Origin of the sequence: Shewanella sp. 10N.286.52.C2 (assembly GCF_002874545.1) — a bacterium.
Classification (GTDB): Bacteria; Pseudomonadota; Gammaproteobacteria; order Enterobacterales; family Shewanellaceae; genus Shewanella.
Genome location: NZ_MCTV01000035.1, coordinates 1 through 21,626 on the forward strand (window position 1 = coordinate 1; position 21,626 = coordinate 21,626).

General features: G+C 43.8%; 18 protein-coding genes. 1 reads left to right on the plus strand and 17 read right to left on the minus strand.

Features of this window, described 5'->3' with window-relative positions; genetic code table 11:
• Positions 1 to 191 precede the first annotated feature (191 nt).
• The gene (secA, locus tag BCU94_RS12390) at positions 192 to 2,912 is read right to left on the minus strand and encodes a preprotein translocase subunit SecA (protein WP_102440221.1); all 2,721 of its coding nucleotides are present in this window, start codon (positions 2,910 to 2,912) and stop codon (positions 192 to 194) included.
• Positions 2,913 to 2,970: 58 nt separating this feature from the next.
• Complete coding sequence (locus BCU94_RS12395) at positions 2,971 to 3,870, minus strand: M23 family metallopeptidase (RefSeq protein ID WP_102440220.1); 900 nt, start codon at positions 3,868 to 3,870, stop codon at positions 2,971 to 2,973.
• 27 nt (positions 3,871 to 3,897) lie between these two features.
• On the opposite strand from BCU94_RS12395, the gene BCU94_RS12400 reads away from it, so the two are divergent.
• Positions 3,898 to 4,350, plus strand: coding sequence for a DciA family protein (locus tag BCU94_RS12400; RefSeq protein WP_076537966.1), 453 nt, complete (start codon positions 3,898 to 3,900; stop codon positions 4,348 to 4,350).
• Between the two features lie 5 nt (positions 4,351 to 4,355).
• Here the strand turns inward: BCU94_RS12400 and lpxC are convergent, their stop codons facing one another.
• From lpxC to mraZ, 15 genes are all read right to left on the minus strand, one after another.
• Positions 4,356 to 5,276: a UDP-3-O-acyl-N-acetylglucosamine deacetylase gene (gene lpxC / locus BCU94_RS12405; protein WP_076537968.1), complete on the minus strand. Its 921-nt coding sequence runs from the start codon at positions 5,274 to 5,276 to the stop codon at positions 4,356 to 4,358.
• 210 nt (positions 5,277 to 5,486) lie between these two features.
• Positions 5,487 to 6,665: a cell division protein FtsZ gene (ftsZ, locus tag BCU94_RS12410; protein ID WP_102440219.1), complete on the minus strand. Its 1,179-nt coding sequence runs from the start codon at positions 6,663 to 6,665 to the stop codon at positions 5,487 to 5,489.
• A 26-nt stretch (positions 6,666 to 6,691) separates the two neighbouring features.
• Complete coding sequence (gene ftsA / locus BCU94_RS12415) at positions 6,692 to 7,927, minus strand: cell division protein FtsA (RefSeq protein ID WP_076537973.1); 1,236 nt, start codon at positions 7,925 to 7,927, stop codon at positions 6,692 to 6,694.
• Positions 7,927 to 8,655 carry a cell division protein FtsQ/DivIB gene (locus BCU94_RS12420; RefSeq protein ID WP_076538400.1) on the minus strand — a complete coding sequence of 243 codons (729 nt, stop codon included), beginning with the start codon at positions 8,653 to 8,655 and terminating at the stop codon, positions 7,927 to 7,929. Before BCU94_RS12420 ends, ftsA begins: the two co-directional genes overlap by 1 nt.
• 152 nt (positions 8,656 to 8,807) lie before the next feature.
• A complete protein-coding gene (gene murC / locus BCU94_RS12425) occupies positions 8,808 to 10,274 on the minus strand; it encodes a UDP-N-acetylmuramate--L-alanine ligase (protein WP_102476548.1) in 1,467 nt (488 codons plus the stop codon).
• Between the two features lies 1 nt (position 10,275).
• A complete protein-coding gene (murG, locus tag BCU94_RS12430) occupies positions 10,276 to 11,364 on the minus strand; it encodes an undecaprenyldiphospho-muramoylpentapeptide beta-N-acetylglucosaminyltransferase (RefSeq protein ID WP_102476599.1) in 1,089 nt (362 codons plus the stop codon).
• A gap of 8 nt (positions 11,365 to 11,372) precedes the next feature.
• Positions 11,373 to 12,587, minus strand: coding sequence for a cell division protein FtsW (gene ftsW / locus BCU94_RS12435; RefSeq protein WP_102440216.1), 1,215 nt, complete (start codon positions 12,585 to 12,587; stop codon positions 11,373 to 11,375).
• Positions 12,574 to 13,899, minus strand: coding sequence for a UDP-N-acetylmuramoyl-L-alanine--D-glutamate ligase (murD, locus tag BCU94_RS12440; protein ID WP_102476549.1), 1,326 nt, complete (start codon positions 13,897 to 13,899; stop codon positions 12,574 to 12,576). Before murD ends, ftsW begins: the two co-directional genes overlap by 14 nt.
• Positions 13,900 to 13,905: 6 nt before the next feature.
• The gene (gene mraY / locus BCU94_RS12445) at positions 13,906 to 14,988 is read right to left on the minus strand and encodes a phospho-N-acetylmuramoyl-pentapeptide-transferase (protein ID WP_102440214.1); all 1,083 of its coding nucleotides are present in this window, start codon (positions 14,986 to 14,988) and stop codon (positions 13,906 to 13,908) included.
• On the minus strand, positions 14,989 to 16,362 hold the full coding sequence (murF, locus tag BCU94_RS12450; RefSeq protein WP_102476550.1) for a UDP-N-acetylmuramoyl-tripeptide--D-alanyl-D-alanine ligase: 1,374 nt from the start codon (positions 16,360 to 16,362) through the stop codon (positions 14,989 to 14,991). It abuts the gene before it with no gap.
• Positions 16,359 to 17,894 carry a UDP-N-acetylmuramoyl-L-alanyl-D-glutamate--2,6-diaminopimelate ligase gene (murE, locus tag BCU94_RS12455; RefSeq protein WP_102476551.1) on the minus strand — a complete coding sequence of 512 codons (1,536 nt, stop codon included), beginning with the start codon at positions 17,892 to 17,894 and terminating at the stop codon, positions 16,359 to 16,361. Before murE ends, murF begins: the two co-directional genes overlap by 4 nt.
• A complete protein-coding gene (locus BCU94_RS12460; RefSeq protein WP_102440211.1) occupies positions 17,891 to 19,627 on the minus strand; it encodes a penicillin-binding transpeptidase domain-containing protein in 1,737 nt (578 codons plus the stop codon). Before BCU94_RS12460 ends, murE begins: the two co-directional genes overlap by 4 nt.
• Positions 19,628 to 19,637: 10 nt before the next feature.
• Positions 19,638 to 19,952, minus strand: a complete 315-nt coding sequence (ftsL, locus tag BCU94_RS12465) for a cell division protein FtsL (protein WP_102440210.1) — start codon at positions 19,950 to 19,952, stop codon at positions 19,638 to 19,640.
• A 14-nt stretch (positions 19,953 to 19,966) separates the two neighbouring features.
• Entirely contained in the window at positions 19,967 to 20,908 is a 942-nt protein-coding gene (rsmH, locus tag BCU94_RS12470) for a 16S rRNA (cytosine(1402)-N(4))-methyltransferase RsmH (RefSeq protein ID WP_102440209.1), read from the minus strand.
• A gap of 22 nt (positions 20,909 to 20,930) precedes the next feature.
• Positions 20,931 to 21,389 (minus strand): division/cell wall cluster transcriptional repressor MraZ, encoded by a 459-nt coding sequence (gene mraZ, locus BCU94_RS12475; protein ID WP_102440224.1) that lies wholly within the window; start codon positions 21,387 to 21,389, stop codon positions 20,931 to 20,933.
• Positions 21,390 to 21,626 lie beyond the last annotated feature (237 nt).

The following is a 21,626-nucleotide window of genomic DNA, read 5'->3' on the forward strand; positions in this document are numbered from 1 at the left end:
ATTGGTGCAAGGGCTTTTTAAAAGTTTTTCGCATTATTTGCGATCTTTTTTATTAATCACACGTTACCCAGATTTTACCCCCAGTGTTATCCACAAAAACACTTGAGGCGACTGTTTTTTATACTATTTATTAGGTACAAAAAAGGCAGCTAAAAATAGCTGCCTTTTAAATTATTAAATATTGCGGTGTTTTAGGTCAGTTTACCGTGACACTGCTTGTACTTCTTACCTGAGCCACATGGACAAGGGTCATTACGGCCAACTTTCTCACCGTCTCTAATCACAGTTCTTGGCGTTGCTGCTTCAGCTTCTTTATTCTCTGTTAGCGATTCTGATGCTGCATGCTGGTATTCGCGTTGGATCTTGGCTTCTTCGTCACGACGACGCTGCTCCATATCATCAACATCTGATTGTGCTTGAACCTGTACCTTAGAGAGTACACTGATGACATCGTGTTTTAGTGACTCCAACATTTGTTGGAATAACTCAAATGATTCACGTTTATACTCTTGCTTTGGATTCTTTTGTGCGTAACCACGTAAATGAATACCTTGGCGCAAGTGATCCATTGCTGCTAAATGCTCTTTCCACAGACCATCTAATGTTTGTAGCATGACTGCTTTTTCGAACTGACGTAGCACTTGCTCACCAACCATCTGCTCTTTAGCTTTATATGCTTCGCTCCAGCTTGATACAATACGCTCACGTAAAGTTTCTTCGTGAAGGTCATCTTCTGTATCTAACCATTGTTGAATGGTTAGTTGAAGACCAAACTCTTGGGCAAGACGCTGCTCTAGACCTGGTACGTCCCACAACTCTTCTACAGACTGCTGTGGAATATATTGATCAATCACACCACTAACGACATCTTGTTCAATATTTGAAATGGTGTCTTCAATGCTTTCTGCGTCCATTAACTCATTGCGCTGAGAATAAACAACTTGGCGTTGATCGTTAGCGACATCATCATATTCAAGTAATTGCTTACGAATATCGAAGTTACGCGCTTCTACTTTACGTTGCGCATTTTCAATTGCACGAGATACCCAAGGATGTTCGATGGCTTCGCCTTCTTCCATACCCAGTTTTTTCATCATGCCAGATACTTTTTCAGATGCGAAGATACGCATTAAGCTATCTTCCATTGAAAGATAAAAGCGCGATGAACCCGCATCACCTTGACGGCCTGCACGACCACGAAGCTGATTATCGATACGACGTGACTCGTGACGCTCGGTGCCTAAAATGTGTAAACCACCCGAAGCAATAACTGCATCATGACGAACTTGCCATTCTGCTTTAATGCGAGCGATTTGATCTTCAGTTGGATCCTTTAATGCATCAACTTCAACTTTCCAGTTGCCACCTAACACGATATCGGTACCACGACCGGCCATGTTAGTTGCGATAGTCACTACTCCAGCGCTACCTGCTTGAGCAACAATGTCTGCTTCTTTTTCATGGAACTTGGCGTTCAATACTGAATGTGGGATCTTAGCTTGCTTTAATAAGGTCGCTAATAATTCTGATTGCTCGATTGATACCGTACCCACAAGCACAGGCTGACCACGTTCGCGACAACCTTTAATGTCTTCAATGATGGCATTGTATTTTTCTGTTGCTGTAAGATAAACCAAATCAGGCATATCATTACGTACCATTGGCTTATTAGTTGGTACCACGACGGTATCAAGTCCATAAATATGTTGGAACTCGAATGCTTCAGTGTCAGCTGTACCTGTCATCCCTGCTAGCTTCTCATATTGACGGAAGTAGTTCTGGAATGTGATTGACGCTAATGTTTGGTTTTCATTTTGAATGTTGACTGCTTCTTTTGCTTCAACAGCTTGATGTAAACCTTCTGACCAGCGACGACCTGGCATGGTACGGCCAGTATGTTCATCAACAATAATCACTTCACCGTCTTGAACAATGTAATCAACATCACGTTCAAATAAGGTATGCGCTCTTAATGCTGCATTTACGTGATGCAGTAATGAGATGTTAGCTGCTGAATACAGTGAATCACCTTCATTGAGCACACCTAGCTCAACTAACAGTAATTCAACTTTTTCTTGGCCACGCTCTGTAAAATGAACTTGTTTGGCTTTTTCATCGATACTGAAATCACCTTCACCAATCTCATCTTCTGTATCTTCTTTCTCTTGAACGATAAGGTTAGGAATAAGGGTGTTTACTTTGATATATAGCTCAGAGCTATTTTCTGCTGCACCAGAGATAATCAATGGTGTACGCGCTTCATCAATTAAGATTGAATCAACTTCATCAATCAGTGCGTAATGCAGCGGACGTTGAACTCGCTCTTGAGGAGAGAACGCCATGTTGTCACGCAGGTAATCGAAACCAAACTCGTTGTTAGTCCCGTAGGTAATATCAGAGTTATACGCTTCTTTCTTTTCTGCTTGACCAAGGCCTGCCACGTTAATACCAACGCTAAGCCCTAGGAATTCAAATAATGGACGGTTATTTTCCGCATCACGACGTGCAAGGTAATCATTCACGGTAATGACGTGGACGCCTTTACCGGTAATACCATTTAAATATGCTGGCAGAGTTGCGGTTAAGGTTTTACCTTCACCGGTTCTCATTTCAGCGATGCGGTTACTATCAAGTACCATACCACCGAGTAATTGCACATCGAAGTGGCGCATTTCGAAAACACGTTTAGATGCTTCACGCACTGTGGCAAATACTTCTGCCATAAGCGCATCTAAGGTTTCACCATTTTCAATACGCTGACGGAACTCGTCTGTTTTTGCTTTTAGTTGTTCATCTGTCAGCTTTTCATATTCAGCTTCTAATGCATTAATTTTAGTTACAACTTTACCTAAACCTTTCAAGGTACGGTCGTTACGACTGCCGAATACTTTTGTCAGTAATTTGCCTAACATCTTAATCACTTATCTCTTGTAGGTTGAGCTCAAATGAGCGACTTAACCGAAAATGTTATTAACTCGCTTTGCGATAGACGAACTTTCTTGGATCTATTTGCTGTCCGTTTCGCAAAACTTCGTAATGCACGTGGGGACCAGTTGAACGGCCTGTGCTTCCCATACTGGCAATTTTATCGCCTTTGGCAACGACGTCACCTAGGTTTACTGACATAGATTTGTTGTGTCCATAGCGGGTTCGAAGACCATTTCCATGATCAATTTCGACTAACCCACCATATCCAAGCATATTTCCAGACCACGTTACTACACCTGCAGCAGTTGCAATAACATCGCCGCCTTCAGTGCCCGCAAAATCAATACCTTTATGCATTGTTCTACGACCATTAAAAGGGTCATTCCGTAAACCGTAGGGCGAAGATAACCAACCTTTTACGATTGGCCGCCCTGATATATAACGTTCTTCATCTATATGGAGATTAGTTGACACTGTTTCAAGTAGAGACAGCTGAACATTATTATTATCAATTCTTGATACCAACTGGGTCATATCATTTAACAGTTGGTTTATTTCCACGCCTGTGCCTATTTCACTCAATCCTCCGACACCCACTTCTGTGGCAAAGTCGAATTGATCTTCGAGTAAATTATTTTCAGCAACTTGCTGACCGAGGGCTTCGAGGCGGGTAATTTTTGCTTGCATAGAGGCGACATGAGTCACCAATGTGGCTAATTGGGTTTCTGTTGCTTGTTTGAGGCTAATGACTTGCTGCTTTTGTTGCTCGCGCAACTTTTTATTTTCATCAACTTTGGTTTGTTGCTCAGCAAAACGATCGGCACTTTGTTGATAGATGCCGGTTCCCGCTACAACTAATAGGATAGGTAGAAGTAACCAACGCTTGCTAGGATGCCAGCGAGTTACTCCGTTTCGACCTTGGATAAAAACTGTTACACTCATAGCCTAACTCAGCCATCTTATTATCATATGAAAAAGCCCCCGCAAGATCTCAGTAGCTTACTACATCAATCTGGACAATTACCGGCATTGGCTGAAAAAGCAGAACTATTAAATCAACTTAATAATTACGTAAAGCAGAGTTTAACAGGTCCTGTTGTTGAACAGCTTAAAGTCGCTAATCTTCGGCAGGGTGTTCTTGTAATTGAAACTACATCGGCTGCTTGGGCTGCTAGAATAAACTTCCAAAAGACCAAATTACTGCAACAACTTAAGGAAGAAACCCTTCCAATGCTTACCGCTATAGAGGTTAAAGTTAACCCAGGGTTAGCAATATCACCAAGCAAAACCTCAACTAATTACGCAACTATTAGCCCTGTCGCGGCAGAACATTTACAAACGTTGGCTGATCATGTTGAAGGGTCACTAGGTGAAAAACTAAAACGGCTGGCTGCATTGGCCAGCCGTAATAGGCAATCTTAACTATATTATGCGAAAGACGCTGCGCCGGGTACCATAAAGCTTAACGGTACATCGACTTCATTTTCAAAGCTGACTAACTCCCACGCTTCTTGTTGGGCTAATAACGCTCTAACCAATTGGTTATTTAAAGCATGACCCGTTTTATACGCACAGAACTCACCAACAATGGCATGCCCTGCGACATATAAATCACCAAAAGCATCAAGAATTTTGTGCTTAACAAATTCGTCCTCATAACGCAGACCATCAGGGTTAAGGACACGATATTCATCAAGCACGACGGCATTTTCCATGCTGCCACCCAGTGCTAAGTTATTGGCTCGAAGATATTCAATATCTCGCATAAAACCAAATGTTCTTGCACGGCTGATATCTTTCACAAATGCAGATGTTGAAAAATCCATAACCATATGCTGTTGACTACGAGAGATTTCTGGGTGATTAAAGTCGATTTTAAAATCCACTCTAAAGCCTTTAAATGGCTTTAACTCTGCCCATTTATCGCCGTCTTCAACACGCACAGTTTTATTGATTTTGATATATTTTTTAGCGACTGCTTGCTCTTTAATACCTGCACTTTGCAGTAAAAAAACAAACGGACTTGCACTGCCATCCATAATCGGGATTTCAGGAGCATCAACTTCAATAACTGCGTTATCAATGCCAAGGCCTGCAAGTGCTGCAAATAAATGTTCGATAGTTGAAATGCGAACACCTTCATCATTAACTAATGCCGTACACATAGTTGTTTCACGCACAAGATGAGCCTTAGCAGGAATTTCCACTGCAGGGCTTAAATCTGTACGACGAAGTACGATACCAGTATTGACAGGTGCGGGCATAATGCACAGAGTGACCTTGTTGCCGGAATGAAGCCCGACACCAGTACTCTTCACCATCTTTTGAACAGTTCTTTGAAAAATCATTCAGTTACCCGTTTTAATCACTTTAAAATAAACATTCATGCGCTATATATACTGAGTTTACCCAGCAAGCTGAGGCGGTATACTACCATAAAATTGCCTTTTCACAAAAAAAGTACCATTTAGTGGTTTTTAATACGCCTCTACTTACACAAGCAACATTTTATCAACATCTTATGCATTCAACATTCTAACTTTACTACCAAACTGTAATTAATCAGCTTGTTTACGTAAAAATGCTGGGATATCTAAATAGTCACCATCTGCGCGAGCTGTTGGCTGTGCTACTGGTTGCTGAGCAGGAACAGCATTACCTGTTGGTGCAACATAATTTGTTGCCGCAACTTGCTCTTCAACTGGCTCAGCTTTAACTTCAATTGGTGCAGGCTCTGGGCGTGAAACTGGTTTTGTCACTAATTGAATATCAGGCTTTTTCTCTGCGCCGATACCTGTAGCAACTACAGTTACGCGTAGCTCTTCGCTCATTTCAGGATCAATTACTGCACCGACTACTACTGTTGCGTTATCAGATGCATAAGCTTTAACGTGGTTACCCACTGTTTCTAGCTCTTCAATACTGATATCTAAACCAGCGGTGATATTCACCAATACGCCACGAGCGCCAGCAAGATCAATATCTTCTAGTAATGGACTAGCCACAGCAGCTTCTGCCGCTTCTTCAGCGCGATCATCACCAGTTGCAACGCCTGTACCCATCATGGCATTACCCATTTCAGACATAACCGTTTTAACGTCGGCGAAATCCACGTTGATTAAACCAGGACGAGTAATTAACTCAGCAATACCCTGCACTGCGCCTAGCAATACGTTATTAGCTGCAGCAAATGCATCTAATAATGATGTACCACGGCCCAATACTTTCAATAACTTTTCGTTAGGTATAGTAATCAATGAATCAACATGCTTTGCCAGCTCTGCAATACCTTGCTCAGCAAATAACATGCGTTTTTTGCCTTCAAATGGAAAAGGCTTTGTGACTACAGCAACGGTTAAAATGCCTTCTTCACGGGCAATTTCAGCCACAACAGGGGCTGCACCAGTACCGGTACCACCGCCCATACCTGCGGCAATAAAGATCATGTCAGATCCTTTGATTGCTGCACGAATGTTTTCTTTATCTTCTTCTGCCGCTTGACGACCAACATCAGGGTTTGCTCCAGCACCTAAACCTTTGGTGACATCACGCCCCAATTGAATAGTTGAACCAGCACCTGACTTACGTAATGCCTGAGCATCCGTGTTAGTTACGATAAATTCAACACCTTCGATGCTGTGCTTTACCATATGTTCGACTGCGTTACCGCCGCCACCACCGACGCCGATGACTTTAATCACCGCTTCGTCGTTATGAGTGTCCATGATCTCAAACATAGTCTGATCTCCGTTTGTCTGCGTTATTAAAATTCACCCTTAAACCAGCTTTTGACCCGATTCAAAAGACTGGTAACCCCTTGACGTTCAGGACGTTCGAACTGACGTTCGATTACGCGTCTGGCGCCGTAATGAAGCAAACCTATTCCTGTAGCGTAAATAGGTTGATCTACATATTCATTTAATCCTTTAACTGGTAGCGGTGATGCAACCCTTACTGGCATGCCAAATGTTGCTTCAGCAATATCCACCGCGCCGGTAATCATTGATGTACCGCCTGTTAACACGATCCCTGCAGCAATTTGATCTTCTAAACCACTGTCAGTTAATTCTTTAAGCACTAATTCAAATAGCTCTTGATACCTTGGCTCGACAACCTCTGCTAACGTATGACGTGACATACTGCGAGAAGGTCTGCCACCAACTGAGGGGACTTCAATGCTATCTTCGCGACTAACCATAGCGCTTCTGGCGCTGGCAAACTGTACTTTGATTTGCTCTGCATGGGTCAGCGGTGTTCTAAATATTTTAGCTATGTCACTACTGACTTGATTGCCTGCGACTGATATCACTGCGCAATGCCTTAGTGCACCGTTGGTATAAACCGCAATATCTGTGGTGCCACCACCGATATCAACAATACACACGCCTAAATCTTTTTCATCATTGGTCAGCACTGAGTCAGCTGATGCAATACCTGCAAACACCAAGTCATCAACAGTTAGGCCGCAGCGCTCAACGCTCTTAGTAATATTTTTCGCCATGTCGTTAGCACAAGTAACGATGTGCGCTTTGGCTTCCATTCGCATACCCGACATACCAATTGGGCTTTTTATCCCGTCTTGAACGTCAATTGAGTATTCCTGTGGTAACACATGCAAAATTCTTCGCTCTGTCGGGATTTTCACCGAACGAGCTGTATGGATGACATTGTCCACATCTTCTTGGGTAACTTCTTCGTCATTAATTGACACCATGCCGTTTTCGTTTTGGCAGGCGATATGTTTACCTGAAATACTTAAATACACTGATGATACTTGGCAATCGGCCATCAATTCAGCTTGGTCTAATGCACGTTGTACACTTCTTACAATCGAATCCAGATCATTTACGCCGCCCTTGTCCATTCCACGAGAAGGGTGATTACCTAAACCAACCACGCTTATCTCGCCATCTGGCAGTACTTCGCCAATAATAACTGCGACCTTAGATGTACCGATATCTAAGCCTACGATAAGATTTCTTTCCTGATTCTTGGTCATTAATGTCGACTCTCTGTTTTAGTATCATCCCAGCCAACTGCGACACCTGTGTCATAGCGCAAATCAATTGTCGCTATTGGCTTTTTATTTTGTATTATTTCAGGGTAAACATTTATAAATCTTTGTATTCTAGACATCTTATCTTCTCGACCTAATTCAAGAAGAATGCCGTTATCTAATGTTGCATGCCAAGCATGGCGTGGGCTTAAACTTAAACTTGCTAAGGTAAAGCCATTAATACTTAATAAATCTGCTAATTGCTGATAGCTAGTTAACACTTCAGCTGACATATCCTCAGGACCTGACAACATAGGCAAGGCATTAATCATGGGATGGGCCTGGGCTTTAAACGCTTCACCGTCCACATTAAGCCAATCATTGCCATTCCAATGCGCTACCGCTTGTTGCTCTTGCAAGTTCACTTTCAACTTAGCTGGCCATTCGCGTCTGACTGAGGCGCGATATACCCAAGGTAAAGCCTCTAAAGCGTGCTGCACTTCAACCACATCGGCACTAAAAAAGCTGCTCTGCATCAAGGCCTGTAGCGCCGCTTGAATATCTGCGTCACTGGTATATAAACGCTCGCCGTGAATTGCTACGGCCTCAATGGGCAAGGCATCTGCATCATTAAGCAGCGTATTTAACTTTAAACTGGCCCAGACAATGGTCATTAACACCATGAGCAAAAACAATAACCCGGTATACAAGTACCAGTTGATTTCACTCAAATGGCTTCGTAACTGACGGGCTTTATCACTCCACGCCACGGTTACTGTAACTCCACAATGTACAATGTCACTTTCATTGGCCAATTCACCATTATATCTAGCATACCGATTGTAATAAAGTATCTATTTTACAATCATTTATAGTGCAAAAATTACTCACCACTTTTAGCATTGTTTAAATTATCAAAACCTAAATTGGTTGTAGCTAGCAATTTGGACAAAGCGCCGATATTACCTGCACCTTGGGTTAGCAATAAATCACCCTCTTGCAATACGTCAGGCAATACATCGGTTAATAGCTCAGGTGAAGCCACAAATATCGGTTCCACTTGACCTCTTAAACGGATAGAGCGACATAAAGCGCGTCCATCTGCACCAGGAATGACACTTTCGCCAGCGGCATAGACATCCAGTAATAGCAGTCCATCTACCTGTGACAGCACCTCGATAAAGTCATCATATAAGTCGCGAGTACGGCTGTAACGATGAGGCTGATAGGCCATCACTAAACGCTTATCTGGCCAACCTGCTCTAGCGGCTTTAATCGTTGCCAATACTTCACTTGGGTGATGACCGTAATCATCAACTAGCATCACCTTGCCATTAGCGGTATCAAACTCGCCAAGATGCTGAAAACGTCTCCCAATGCCTTCAAAGTCAGCAAGGGCTGTTACAATCGCTTCATCATCTATTTCATCTTCTGATGCCACTGCAATAGCAGCAAGCGCATTAAGTACATTGTGTTCGCCAGGTAGATTTAACACGATATCTAAATCATCACGGTTTTTACGGCGCACGCTAAATTGGCTTTGATGACCAACTTGCTTAAAGTTAAGCGCCTGTACATCTGCTTGCTCACTGAAACCGTAAGTCACAACCTGACGGCCAACTCTTGGCATAATCTCTTGGATCACTTCATCATCAATACACATCACCGCAACACCATAAAAAGGCAGGTTATGTAAAAAGTCGACAAAGGTTGTTTTCAATTTTTCAAAATCGCCGCCATAGGTATCCATATGATCAGCTTCAATATTGGTAACCACACTCACCATTGGCTGCAAATGCAGAAAGCTGGCATCACTTTCATCGGCTTCTGCAATCAAATAACGACTAGTGCCTAAACGCGCATTAGTACCAGCACTATTTAATAAGCCGCCAATCACAAATGTCGGATCGCGCTCAGCTTGGCCATAAACACTGGCAATTAAGCTAGTTGTAGTGGTTTTACCGTGCGTGCCTGCAATGGCTACACCATGGCGATAACGCATTAACTCAGCAAGCATTTCAGCACGGCGCACTATAGGAATGCGGCGCTGCTTCGCTTCAATGATTTCTGGGTTCTCGTTGTTAATAGCCGTTGACACGACCACCACATCCACATCAACCACGCTTTGCGCCTGATGGCCAATAATAATCTTAGCGCCTAAACTGGCTAACCTTTGTGTCACTGTGTTTTCAGCGATGTCAGATCCACTGATGTAGTAGCCTTCATTCACTAATACTTCTGCAATTCCACCCATACCAGCACCGCCAATACCGACGAAATGGATTTTCTTAATCCGTCGCATTTCTGGGATCATGGTGCGTAATTGGGCGTACTTTTCTGTCTTGGTCATGTCAATCCTTTCGTGCTAATTCAGCACAAATACTCGCGACTCGTTGGGTTGCATCTAATACAGCAACACTTCTGGCTTGATGTGCCATCTGTGAAACAACTTGTCGGTTTTCAGCAAAGAGGGTTAACTTCTCAGCTAAATTATCTGCATTTAATATGGTTTGCGGTAATAAAAATGCCGCTCCCGCTTCAACTAATACTGAAGCATTTTTAGTTTGGTGATCATCCACAGCATGTGGATAAGGCACCAAGATACTGCCGCGTCCTACGGCTGCCAGCTCTGATACGGTTAATGCACCAGAACGGCAAACAACCACATCTGCCCAGCGATAAGCCGCTTCCATATTATCAATAAACTCAGCTACATTGACGCTAGCAGCTTGACCTTTATCTTGATAAAGCGCTTTTACTTTCGCTTCATTGCCTTTGCCCACCTGATGCCAAACGGTCACCGAATGATGCAGGCTAATATGCGCCACAACAGCTGGCATAACATCGTTAAAAATTTTGGCGCCTAAACTGCCGCCCACCACTAATACTTTTAAGGCTTCATCTTCAGCAAATTTGGCGCTTTGTCCTAACTCAAGCAACTCTTGACGAATAGGGTTGCCGACCACCTCCGCTTTAACTGCGGGCAAAAATGTATTGGGAAATGCACACAATACTTTGCTGGCAATCTTAGATAACAACTTGTTGGTCATTCCTGGGATGGCATTTTGCTCATGCAGCACCAGTGGAATGCCTGATAATTTAGCCGCAACCCCGCCAGGGCCACTGGCAAAGCCACCCATACCTAAAATAACATCGGGCTTATATTCATTAATAAAGGCTTTTGCCTGAATGATTGAACGTAAAATTTTAAAAGGCGCGGCTAATTTTCGAATAATGCCATTGCCTCGCACCCCTTTAATATCGATAAACTCAATATCAAACCCATGCTGAGGCACTAACCTTGCCTCCATTCTGTCGGCCGTCCCTAACCAACGAACTTGCCAACCTTTATCTGCTAACGCTTTAGCTACCGCTAATGCAGGGAACACATGTCCACCTGTACCGCCCGCCATTACCAATAATTTCGGTGCGTTGGTCATATTAGGGCTCATTTTTTTACTCTCCCTTGCACCGCTTGAATCAAACTTATTCGCCGTTCATGGTCGATGCGGATCAATAACATCGCTGCCGCTGTCATCACCCACAAACTACTGCCACCATAACTAATAAAAGGTAACGTCAAGCCTTTAGTCGGTAACATACCGATACTGGCGCCAACGTTAACCACTGTTTGGAAACAAATCCAAATACCAATACCGTAGGCTAAATAACTTTCAAACGGGCGTTGAATACTCAAACATAAATTGCCCAATCGAATGGCTCTAAATGCCACAAAAAACAATACTGTTAATACACAAACAATACCTACGAAGCCTAACTCTTCACCAATCACGGCAAAGATAAAGTCGGTATGCGCTTCAGGCAGGTAAGATAATTTTTGAATACTATTACCTAAACCTTGACCGAATAAGTCACCACGGCCATAAGCCATTAATGACTGAGTCAACTGATATCCGCTACCAAATGGGTCTTCCCACGGGTCCATAAATGAGGTTACCCGCCGCATCCGGTAAGGCTCAAAAATCACCAAAAAGATAAACGAGCCAATACCAAAAAACATCAACACTAAAAAGTCTAAAATCCGTGCACCAGCAAGAAATAACAGACTTACAGTGCAGACGAACAATACCACTACGGTACCTAAATCTGGTTGCGCTAAAATCAATACTGCGAATAAGGTAAATACGATAATAGGCTTAATAAAACCCCTACTGTTCTCCCTTAATTCACCATGACGACGGACTAAATATCCCGCCATGTAAACAATAAACACAAACTTTGCGATTTCAGCCACTTGAATTCGCACCGGTCCAACACTTAACCAGCGCGTCGCGCCATTAACTGTGGTTCCGACAATCAAGACTGCAACCAGCATCAGTAACACAGCCAGCACCAAATACGCGCTATAGCGTTCCCAGGTTTTCATTTCTATATTGAGCACAGCGTAAGCAATCACGCCACAACCCATTAAATACGCCACATGACGATAAATAAAATGAAATGGGTTATCTGTCAGTTTTTGCGCTTCTGGCATTGAGGCAGACATCACCATCACAAAACCAAATGCAATCAAGCCCATTACCGCAACCAATAAACTGCGGTCATATAGCTGCTCACTAGGCCCACTCTCAGACAAGATATTAGGCCACGGCCGCTTGAGGACTTGTTGGAATAAGCTAAGTTGCTGCTCAGCCTTCGCCATCGGCAATTTGCTCCACTAATTGCTTAAAGTCATTGCCGCGTTCCATAAAGTTTTTGTACATATCAGTACTCGCACAAGCTGGTGACAACAATACGATATCGCCTGAGAACGTTATTTCTACGGCTTTATTGACCGCTGCAGCAAGATCGCTGACCTGAATACTATCAGCCTTTAAAGCTGCGATTTTTGCACCATCTTTACCAAAGGTAATTAATTGAGTGACGTTATTGAGCGACTCCCTCAGCTCTTTAAAGTCTGAGCCTTTACCGTCTCCGCCAGCAATCAGTACTAAGTCACCTAAATGATCACTTAAGCCATTTAATGCCGCTACAGTTGCACCAACATTAGTCGCCTTAGAGTCATTTATATAGGTAACGCCTTGCTTAATACCCGCCATTTCACAACGATGTTCAAGACCTTTAAAGTTGCTGGCAACCTCGGTCATAAACTTTTTATCAATACCGCAAGCATCGGTTAGTGCCATAGCAGCAAGTAAATTGGCGTGATTATGACTGCCGATTAAACTGACCTCATGCAGATTCATGATTTCACTTTCACCGTGGAAAATCTTGCCATCAGCAATCCCCCAAGCATCGCCTTCAGGTACACCTAAACCAAAGGTATTTTGGTTTGTTGGCTCATCAGGAAATGTCAGTGGGTCATCACGGTTAAACATCACAAAGCGGCTTTGTGGATATAAGCGTAACTTAGCTTCTCTATAAGCATGCAGATCATGATATCTATCCATATGATCTTCACTAATATTAAGGCAGGTTGCCGCCACACAATTTAAGCTAAAAGTGGTTTCCAGCTGAAAGCTAGATAGCTCCAATACAAAAATATCCGCATCGGTTGCCAGTAAATCTAATACAGGAATACCAATATTGCCGCCAACAGCGACCTTTTTACCGGCTGCTTTTAATATGTCGTAAACCAAGGTAGTCACAGTGGTTTTACCGTTTGAGCCAGTAATCGCTACCACGCAAGGTGACTTTTCAGCAACCGCACGGGCAAACAGCTCCACATCGCCAATCACTTCAATACCCATGTCCATCGCCGCGCGAATTTCCGGCGTATCAATAGCGATGCCTGGACTGACAATAATTTGCTGCGCCTGCACTAAAGAGCGGCACATAAAGCCACCAGTAATTAGTTCAACCTCAGGGAACTCTGCTGCCAGAGTATCGCTTTCAGGCGGCGTTCTGCGGCTATCCATCACCAGTGGGGTAATACCTTGGGACATTAAGTAGCGCACAACAGAAATACCTGTTGCGCCTAATCCCAATACGATGTGTGAATAGCATGTTTGCATTGCTAACTACCTTAACTTAAGCGTTGCCAGCCCTAGCATGACTAGGAATAGTGAAATAATCCAAAAGCGCACAATCACTCTTGGCTCCGGCCAACCTTTTAATTCGTAATGGTGGTGAATAGGTGCCATTCTAAAAATCCGCTGACCGCGCAATTTATATGAACCCACCTGTAAAATCACCGACACCGTTTCCATCACAAAAACGCCGCCCATAATCACCAATAACACTTCTTGGCGGACTAACACTGCAATGGCGCCCAATCCTGCACCTAATGCTAATGAGCCTACATCACCCATAAACACTTGCGCTGGGTAGGTGTTAAACCATAAAAACCCTAAACCAGCCCCGACTATCGCGGTACATACAATCACTAGTTCACCAGCATCCGGCAAGTGTGGAATATGTAAATAACTCGCAAACTGTGCATGACCTGATAAATAGGCAATCAATGCAAATGCAGCTGCTACCATAACAGTTGGCATGATAGCTAAACCATCAAGACCATCGGTTAAGTTAACCGCGTTACTGGCACCCACTATGGTGAAGTACGCAAGAACAATATAAAGCAGTCCAAGTTGCGGCATCACATCTTTTAAAAATGGCACCACTAGCTGGGTTTCACCCGGCAGCGTTGCCGAGCTATATAAATAGATGGCTACCGCTAATGCCGCTATGGATTGCGATGCATATTTCCAGCGAGCAATCAGACCTTTAGAGTCTTTTTTTACCACTTTCAAATAATCATCTAAGAAACCAATCGCGCCAAAAGTACCTAATACAAATAGCATGACGATGACATATCGATTTGATAAATCACCCCATAATAAAACACTGACAAATATGCCTGCCAAGATCAGCAAACCACCCATTGTAGGGGTGCCACGCTTACTAAAATGTGACTCTGGGCCGTCATTTCTGACCACTTGGCCAATTTGTAATAACTGCAAACGTTCGATCAATTTAGGACCAAACCACAAGCTAAAAATAAGCCCTGTCATCAAACCTAAGATCGCTCTAAACGTTACATATGAAAAAACATTAAACCCGCTATAAAATTGGGTTAAATACTCAGCTAAATAAGCCAGCATCTACACAAACTCCCCACGCCCATTGGCATCCAACAACACTTCGACTACAGTTTCCATTGCTGCGCTTCGTGAACCTTTAACTAAAATAGTTACCTCACCCGATAACTGATTTACTTTTTTAATCATTGCCTGCGCGACGGATTTTGAATCACTAAAGTGTTCAGAACCAAAGGCTTTGCTGGTTTCAGCGCTTAGCTGTCCGCAACAAAACAAGGCATCAATACCCGCTGATTTGGCTTGTTGGCCGACCTCGGCATGCAAAAGGGCGCTATTGTCGCCCAATTCACCCAAATCTCCCAGCACTAAACATCGAAAACCTCGAGTTTGTTTTAACCAGTTAATCGCAGCGTCCACTGATGTTGGGTTGGCATTGTAACTATCATCAACCAGTAAAATACGCCCCAGCTTGTGCGGCACCATTCGCCCTTTTACTGGCGTTAGGCTTGAAAGCCCGTTAATAATATCTTTGAGGGCGACGCCTAATGCAGTACAAATGGCGCTGGCAGCTAAAGCATTACTGACCTGATGCTCTCCTGCTAAAGGAAGCTGCACAAAATGGGACTGGCCAGAAACTTCTAAATTAAAGGCATAACAACCACTTGCATCAGCTTTAAGCGCTAATGCTTTAATATCTGCATCTGTGGTGGCTACTTTAGAAAAACGCAGCTGCTTAAATGCGGCTGATTTTTGCGCCATAAACTCAGCAAAGTCATCATCGGCATTGATAATGGCGGTGCCATCTGCGCTGAGGTGGTTAAAGATTTCCGACTTGGCGTGAGCCACGCCTTCAATTGAACCAAAACCTTCTAGGTGTGCATGGCCGATATTATTTACCAGCGCCACCTGAGGCATCACCAAAGATGAAGTATAGTTAATCTCGCCTTGATGATTGGCGCCCAGTTCAAAAACGCCATATTCATGCTCTTGGGTTAATCGCAATAAGGTTAACGGTACCCCGATTTCATTATTAAAATTACCCGCGGTATAAAGCACGCTATGATGCTGGCTTAAAATAGCTGCCACCATTTCTTTTACTGTAGTTTTGCCATTTGAGCCCGTCAAAGCGATGGCTTTAGGGTTTACTTTAGCGCGCACTAACGCGCCGATTTCGCCCATGGCTATTTGGCTATTTGCCACTAAAATTTGCGGAATATCAAGCTCAAGCTGACGTTCAACCAATAAGGCTTTAGCGCCATTATCAATGGCGGTTTTTGCAAAGCTATGGCCATCAAAACGTAAGCCTTTTAACGCCACAAATAAGGTATTGGCTTGCATCGCTCGGCTATCACTGCTGACATCATCAATACAAATGTCATCGCCCACGAGCTTGCCACTAAGGGTTTGCGCCAACTGTGAAAGCATCAGGGCAATCATAAGCGCTCCTTTAATGCCATGTTAGACGTTGGCTGAGTGAGTTCGATAGCCAGTGCTCTTTCATCATATTCAGTTCTGATGCCATTGGCCTCTTGATAGGTTTCATGGCCTTTACCTGCAAGCAACACAATATCGCCTGTTTGAGCCAGTGAAGCCACGGTGTTAATTGCCTTAATGCGATCAACTTGTGTGAGTGCACGCTCAGGAAATGCCAAACCCGCTAATACATCCTCAATAATGGCCGCAGGATCTTCACTACGAGCATTGTCACTGGTGACCATCACAGTATCAGCAAACTGCTCGGCCGCTTGGGCCATTAAAGGCCGCTTGCCTTTATCTCTATCACCGCCACAACCAAAGACACACCAAAGCTTGCCTTTACAATGAATCCGCAGCGCTTTTAACGCTTGTTCGATAGCATCCGGAGTATGGGCATAATCAACTACCAAGGTGGGCCCCTTTGGCTGATTAAAGCGCTCCATGCGACCAGCAACGGGCGTTAATAGTGGCACTAATTCAAGTAACTCTTGCATGTCATAACCTTGCAAATACAAGCCACTTAGGGCTGCCACAAGGTTTGCTAAGTTAAAGTCACCCAATAAAGGCGAAACAATGCGTCCGCGTAGTGCTAAAGTCGTTTTTTGGCCGCTGTGATTATCCAGGTGTGGGTAAACAAAATCACACTGCACACCAGCATCATTGAACTGCATATTGTCAGTATAAAATTGCGCCGTTTTATTGGCGCTAATGCTAAAGCCATAGATGGAATCTGTTGTTAGCTCATCGAACCATTGCTGACCAACACCATCATCAAGATTAATCAAACCATTTTTGACGCAGGAAAAGGTGAACAGACGCTTTTTAGCTGCGCCATAAGCATCCATATCACCATGGTAATCAAGGTGATCACGACTTAAATTAGTAAAAATAGCAGTATCAAAAGGCACGGCTTCCACTCGGCCTTGCACTAAGCCATGACTGGAGACTTCAATGGCGCACACATTGACCCGTTCGGCTTGAAATTGGTGTAATTGACGGATCAAAGTAATGGCATCAGCAGTGGTATTGCCACTATCGATTAATTGACCCCAAACACCATTGCCCAATGTACCCATGACTGCAGCTTTTTGCTGTTTAAGTGATACCAATTGCGCAATAAGCTGGCTAACAGAAGTTTTACCATTAGTTCCCGTAACCCCAATAATCGCCATTGGTGAATGATTAACCGGATACAACTGCGCTGCAACAGCCGAAAGCTGCCGAGTTAATTGAAAAAACGATATCAGCACCGCGCCATTATCTTGGTATTCAACTTGACCATGTTCATCAGGGTTATCGGTATGAATTAACGCCCCCACTGCACCACTTTCAATGGCTTTACTGATAAATTTACGGCCATCAACCTTGTGGCCTGGCAAGGCGACAAATAAACCACCTTGGGATACTTGGCGGCTATCAAGGCTCAGCGTATCCACTGACTCAACGCCAGCATAATGAAACCAGGGTGCTAATAAATCACTAAGCAGCATTATTCAGCCCTCTTAGCAATGGCGGCCAATTTAACTTTTTCTTGTTCATTTAATGGTTCTACATTCAGCATCTGTAACGCACCAGACATAATTTTTGCAAATACGGGGCCTGCCACATCGCCACCGTGATAACGGTCGCCTTTGGGTTCATTAACCACAATAGAAATAGCTAAACGGGGATTATGCACTGGCGCAACCCCGGCAAACAGTGCGACATAATCATCACCGTAACCACCGGCGACAGACTTACGACTAGTACCCGTTTTACCCGCAATAGGATAACCATCAATATGGGCTTTGGTGGCGGTGCCGCCACGTTCAGTTACCCCTAGCATCATTTCCATGACATCTTGGGCGACTTGCTGTGAAATAACTTGTTCACCTTTAGGTGCTTGTTTTAGCTTTAAAATTGATACTGGATACAAGACACCGCCGCTACCTAAAGTGGCATACATTCTGGCTAATTGCAGTGGGGTGGCCGTTAAACCATAGCCATAAGATAAGGTCGCGCGTTCAAAGTCAGACCAACGACGACGATCATGGATAAGGCCGGCGCTTTCACCTGCTAAGTTAATTCCTGAATAATTACCCAAGCCCATTGACTGGTAAGTCCCCAATAATTCTTGCACGGGCATCGATAAAGAGACTTTACTGATCCCCACGTTACTAGACTTAACCAAGATTTTATCTAAGGTCATATTGCCGTAATTAACCGTATCACGCACTTGACGGCCACCAACACGCATCCAGCCTGGTGAGGTGTTAATCATATCATCACGTTCAACAGTGCCCGCTTGCAGCGCAGCTGCGACCACAAAAGGTTTTACAGTGGAGCCCGGCTCAAAAGTATCGGTTAAGGCGCGGTTGCGCATGCGGTGAGATTGTAAGTTTTCTCGAGAATTGGGGTTATATGACGGTGTATTCACCATCGCCAGTACTTCGCCGGTGTGTACATCAAGTACCACCACTGAGCCTGAAGTGGCTTGGTTTATTTCTGTGGCGCGTTTTAATTCGCGATAAGCTAGCTGCTGAATGCGTTGATCGATACTCAAGACTAAATCATTTGAGCTCTCGCCTTCTTCCACCATATCTAAACGCTGTACTACTTTACCATCGCGGGATTTACGGACTTTTTGTTTTGAAGGGGTACCAGTAAGCCAGCTATCGTAAGCACTTTCGATGCCTTCAATGCCTACATCATCAATATTAGTTAAACCCACTAGCTGGGCGGCAGTTTCACCTGCGGGATAATAGCGGCGTGATTCAGACTTTAAATAGATGCCAGCAATTTTCAGTTGCTTGATGTATTCCGCTACCGCAGGGGTCACTTGACGCTTAAGGTAAATAAAGCGCCTTTTAGGGTCGCGCTGCACCTTACTCACAATCTCATCAACTGGCTCATGTAAAATATCTGCCAGCGCTTTCCAGCGGCGCATATCTTTAAATGCATCTTTATCGTGGGATATTTTAGGATCAGCCCACACAGCTCGTACTGGCACACTCACTGCCAGCATTTCACCATTTCTGTCGGTGATTAGGCCGCGCTGTACTTGATTACTGGTGGTGCGTAAGGTGCGCATGTCACTTTCGTGACGTAGTTTTTCAGGCTCAATAATTTGAATATAGGCGGCACGGGCAATTAACGCAGTAAACAGCAGCAGCACAAAACCCACCACAACGAATAGTCGCCATGGGATCAGTTCAGGGTTTAATTTACGTTTAGCTTGTCTGCTCATTATTCCTTTCTCATTGCAGCCTTATAACCACTTCTTCTTTAGGTAGTGGTCGCACCATTTTTAAATCTTTAGTGGCGATCCTTGTCACTCGACTGTGTTCTGACTTAGATTGCTCTTCCAGCAACAAGTTGCGCCATTCAATATCTAAACGATCACGTTCTTGTAATAGCTGATCTAATTGCGAGGTCTGTTTTCGGGTCGCATAGCTGGTATACACCACACTCATCGCATTGCCGACTACAATTAGCGTCAGCAATAATATCCACTTGTGCTGCCAAATATCGGCTAACACAATGCGGGATAAATTGATTGATGACGGTGCCAATATAACCTCAGTAATTAATAATCAAGTCGCTGCGCAACGCGCAACACCGAGCTTCTTGCTCGTGGGTTTTGTTCAATTTCGACATCAGAAGGCTTCATCGCCTTACCAATGGCTTTTAACTTTTTAGATTTATTAATTTCAGCTTCAGTGATGGGCAAGCCATGAGGTACGCTTTCACCTTGGCTATGGCGACGAATAAAGCGCTTCACCATACGATCTTCTAATGAATGGAAACTGATCACCGATAAACGCCCTTCTGGGGCCAGTACCGACACAGCACCTTCAAGGGCTTGATCAATTTGCTCTAATTCACTATTGATATAAATTCTAATCGCCTGGAACACCCGCGTTGCAGGATGCTTATTACGCTCTTTATTTTTAGTAATTCGGGCAATAAGGTCAGCTAAATCTTTGGTTCTTAAAAAGGGTTTTTCATCTCGATCAGCAGCAATACAGCGAGCGATGTGACGCGAGTTTTTCTCTTCGCCATAGGTTTTAAATACCCAAGCCATATCTTCAATTTCAGCTCTCGCTAACCACTGAGCGGCCGTTTGACCCTGGCTGTTATCCATACGCATATCCAATGGACCATCACGTAAAAAACTAAAACCACGCTCAGCATCATCTAATTGCGGTGAAGACACACCTAAATCCAATAACACGCCATTGATTTTGCCTTTCAAACCTAACTCAGTAACGTATTCGGCCAACTGACCAAAGCCACCATGCACAATTTGAAAGCGAGGATCATCGGCGAACTGTTTAGCCGCTTCAATGGCTTGCGGATCTCTATCGATGGCAATCAAGCGGCCGTTTTCACCGAGCTGACTCAGCACATGCCTTGAATGACCACCACGACCAAAGGTGCCATCAATATAGATGCCATCCGCTTGGATATTTAAACCATCAACGGTTTCTTGTAGCAGTACAGATAAATGGGCAAATTCTTGGCTCATCAGACTCTTCTTAATTAATTATTTATAATGAAAAATTAGCTAATCTTTCATGGCTAGTGAGATCTTCTGCTTGAATTAGCTGATGACTTTCGTCCATCTGCAACTGCCAAGCGGCTTCATCCCACAACTCAAACTTATTCAGCAAACCCACCAGCATGGTTTTCTTTTGCAGGCTGGCAAATTGTCTTAATGCGGGGGGAACGAGCGCACGACCATTACCATCTAACTCACATTCATGAGCGTGGCCTAATAATCTTCGTTTCATGGATCGTTCAATGTGATTGGTGTCTGACAGCTGCATTAGTTTTGCTTCTATCAGTTCCCATTCATGGATTGGATAAATCAATAAACAAGCTGATTGGATATCAACGGTGATGACGACAATGCCACTGTGCTCAACACGCAAGGATTCTCGGTATCGCATTGGTATTGCGATCCGTCCTTTTGCATCCATATTTATCGCACTGGCGCCCCGAAACACGATCATTAATCCCTATGATTTGTTATTAAAATTCCCACAAAAATCCACAATTCCCCACAACCCTTAAGTTTAGGGACACAACACAAGTATTGTCAAGGGATGAGAAGATTAATTAAATCCAGTTCTGAAGCGGGTTCGCAGCAAATTTGATTTAATTTGTTCTAGGTGGAGAAAAGTGGATTTTATGGGGCTAAATGAACGAAACCATACACATAACAACGACTCTATCGAGTAAAA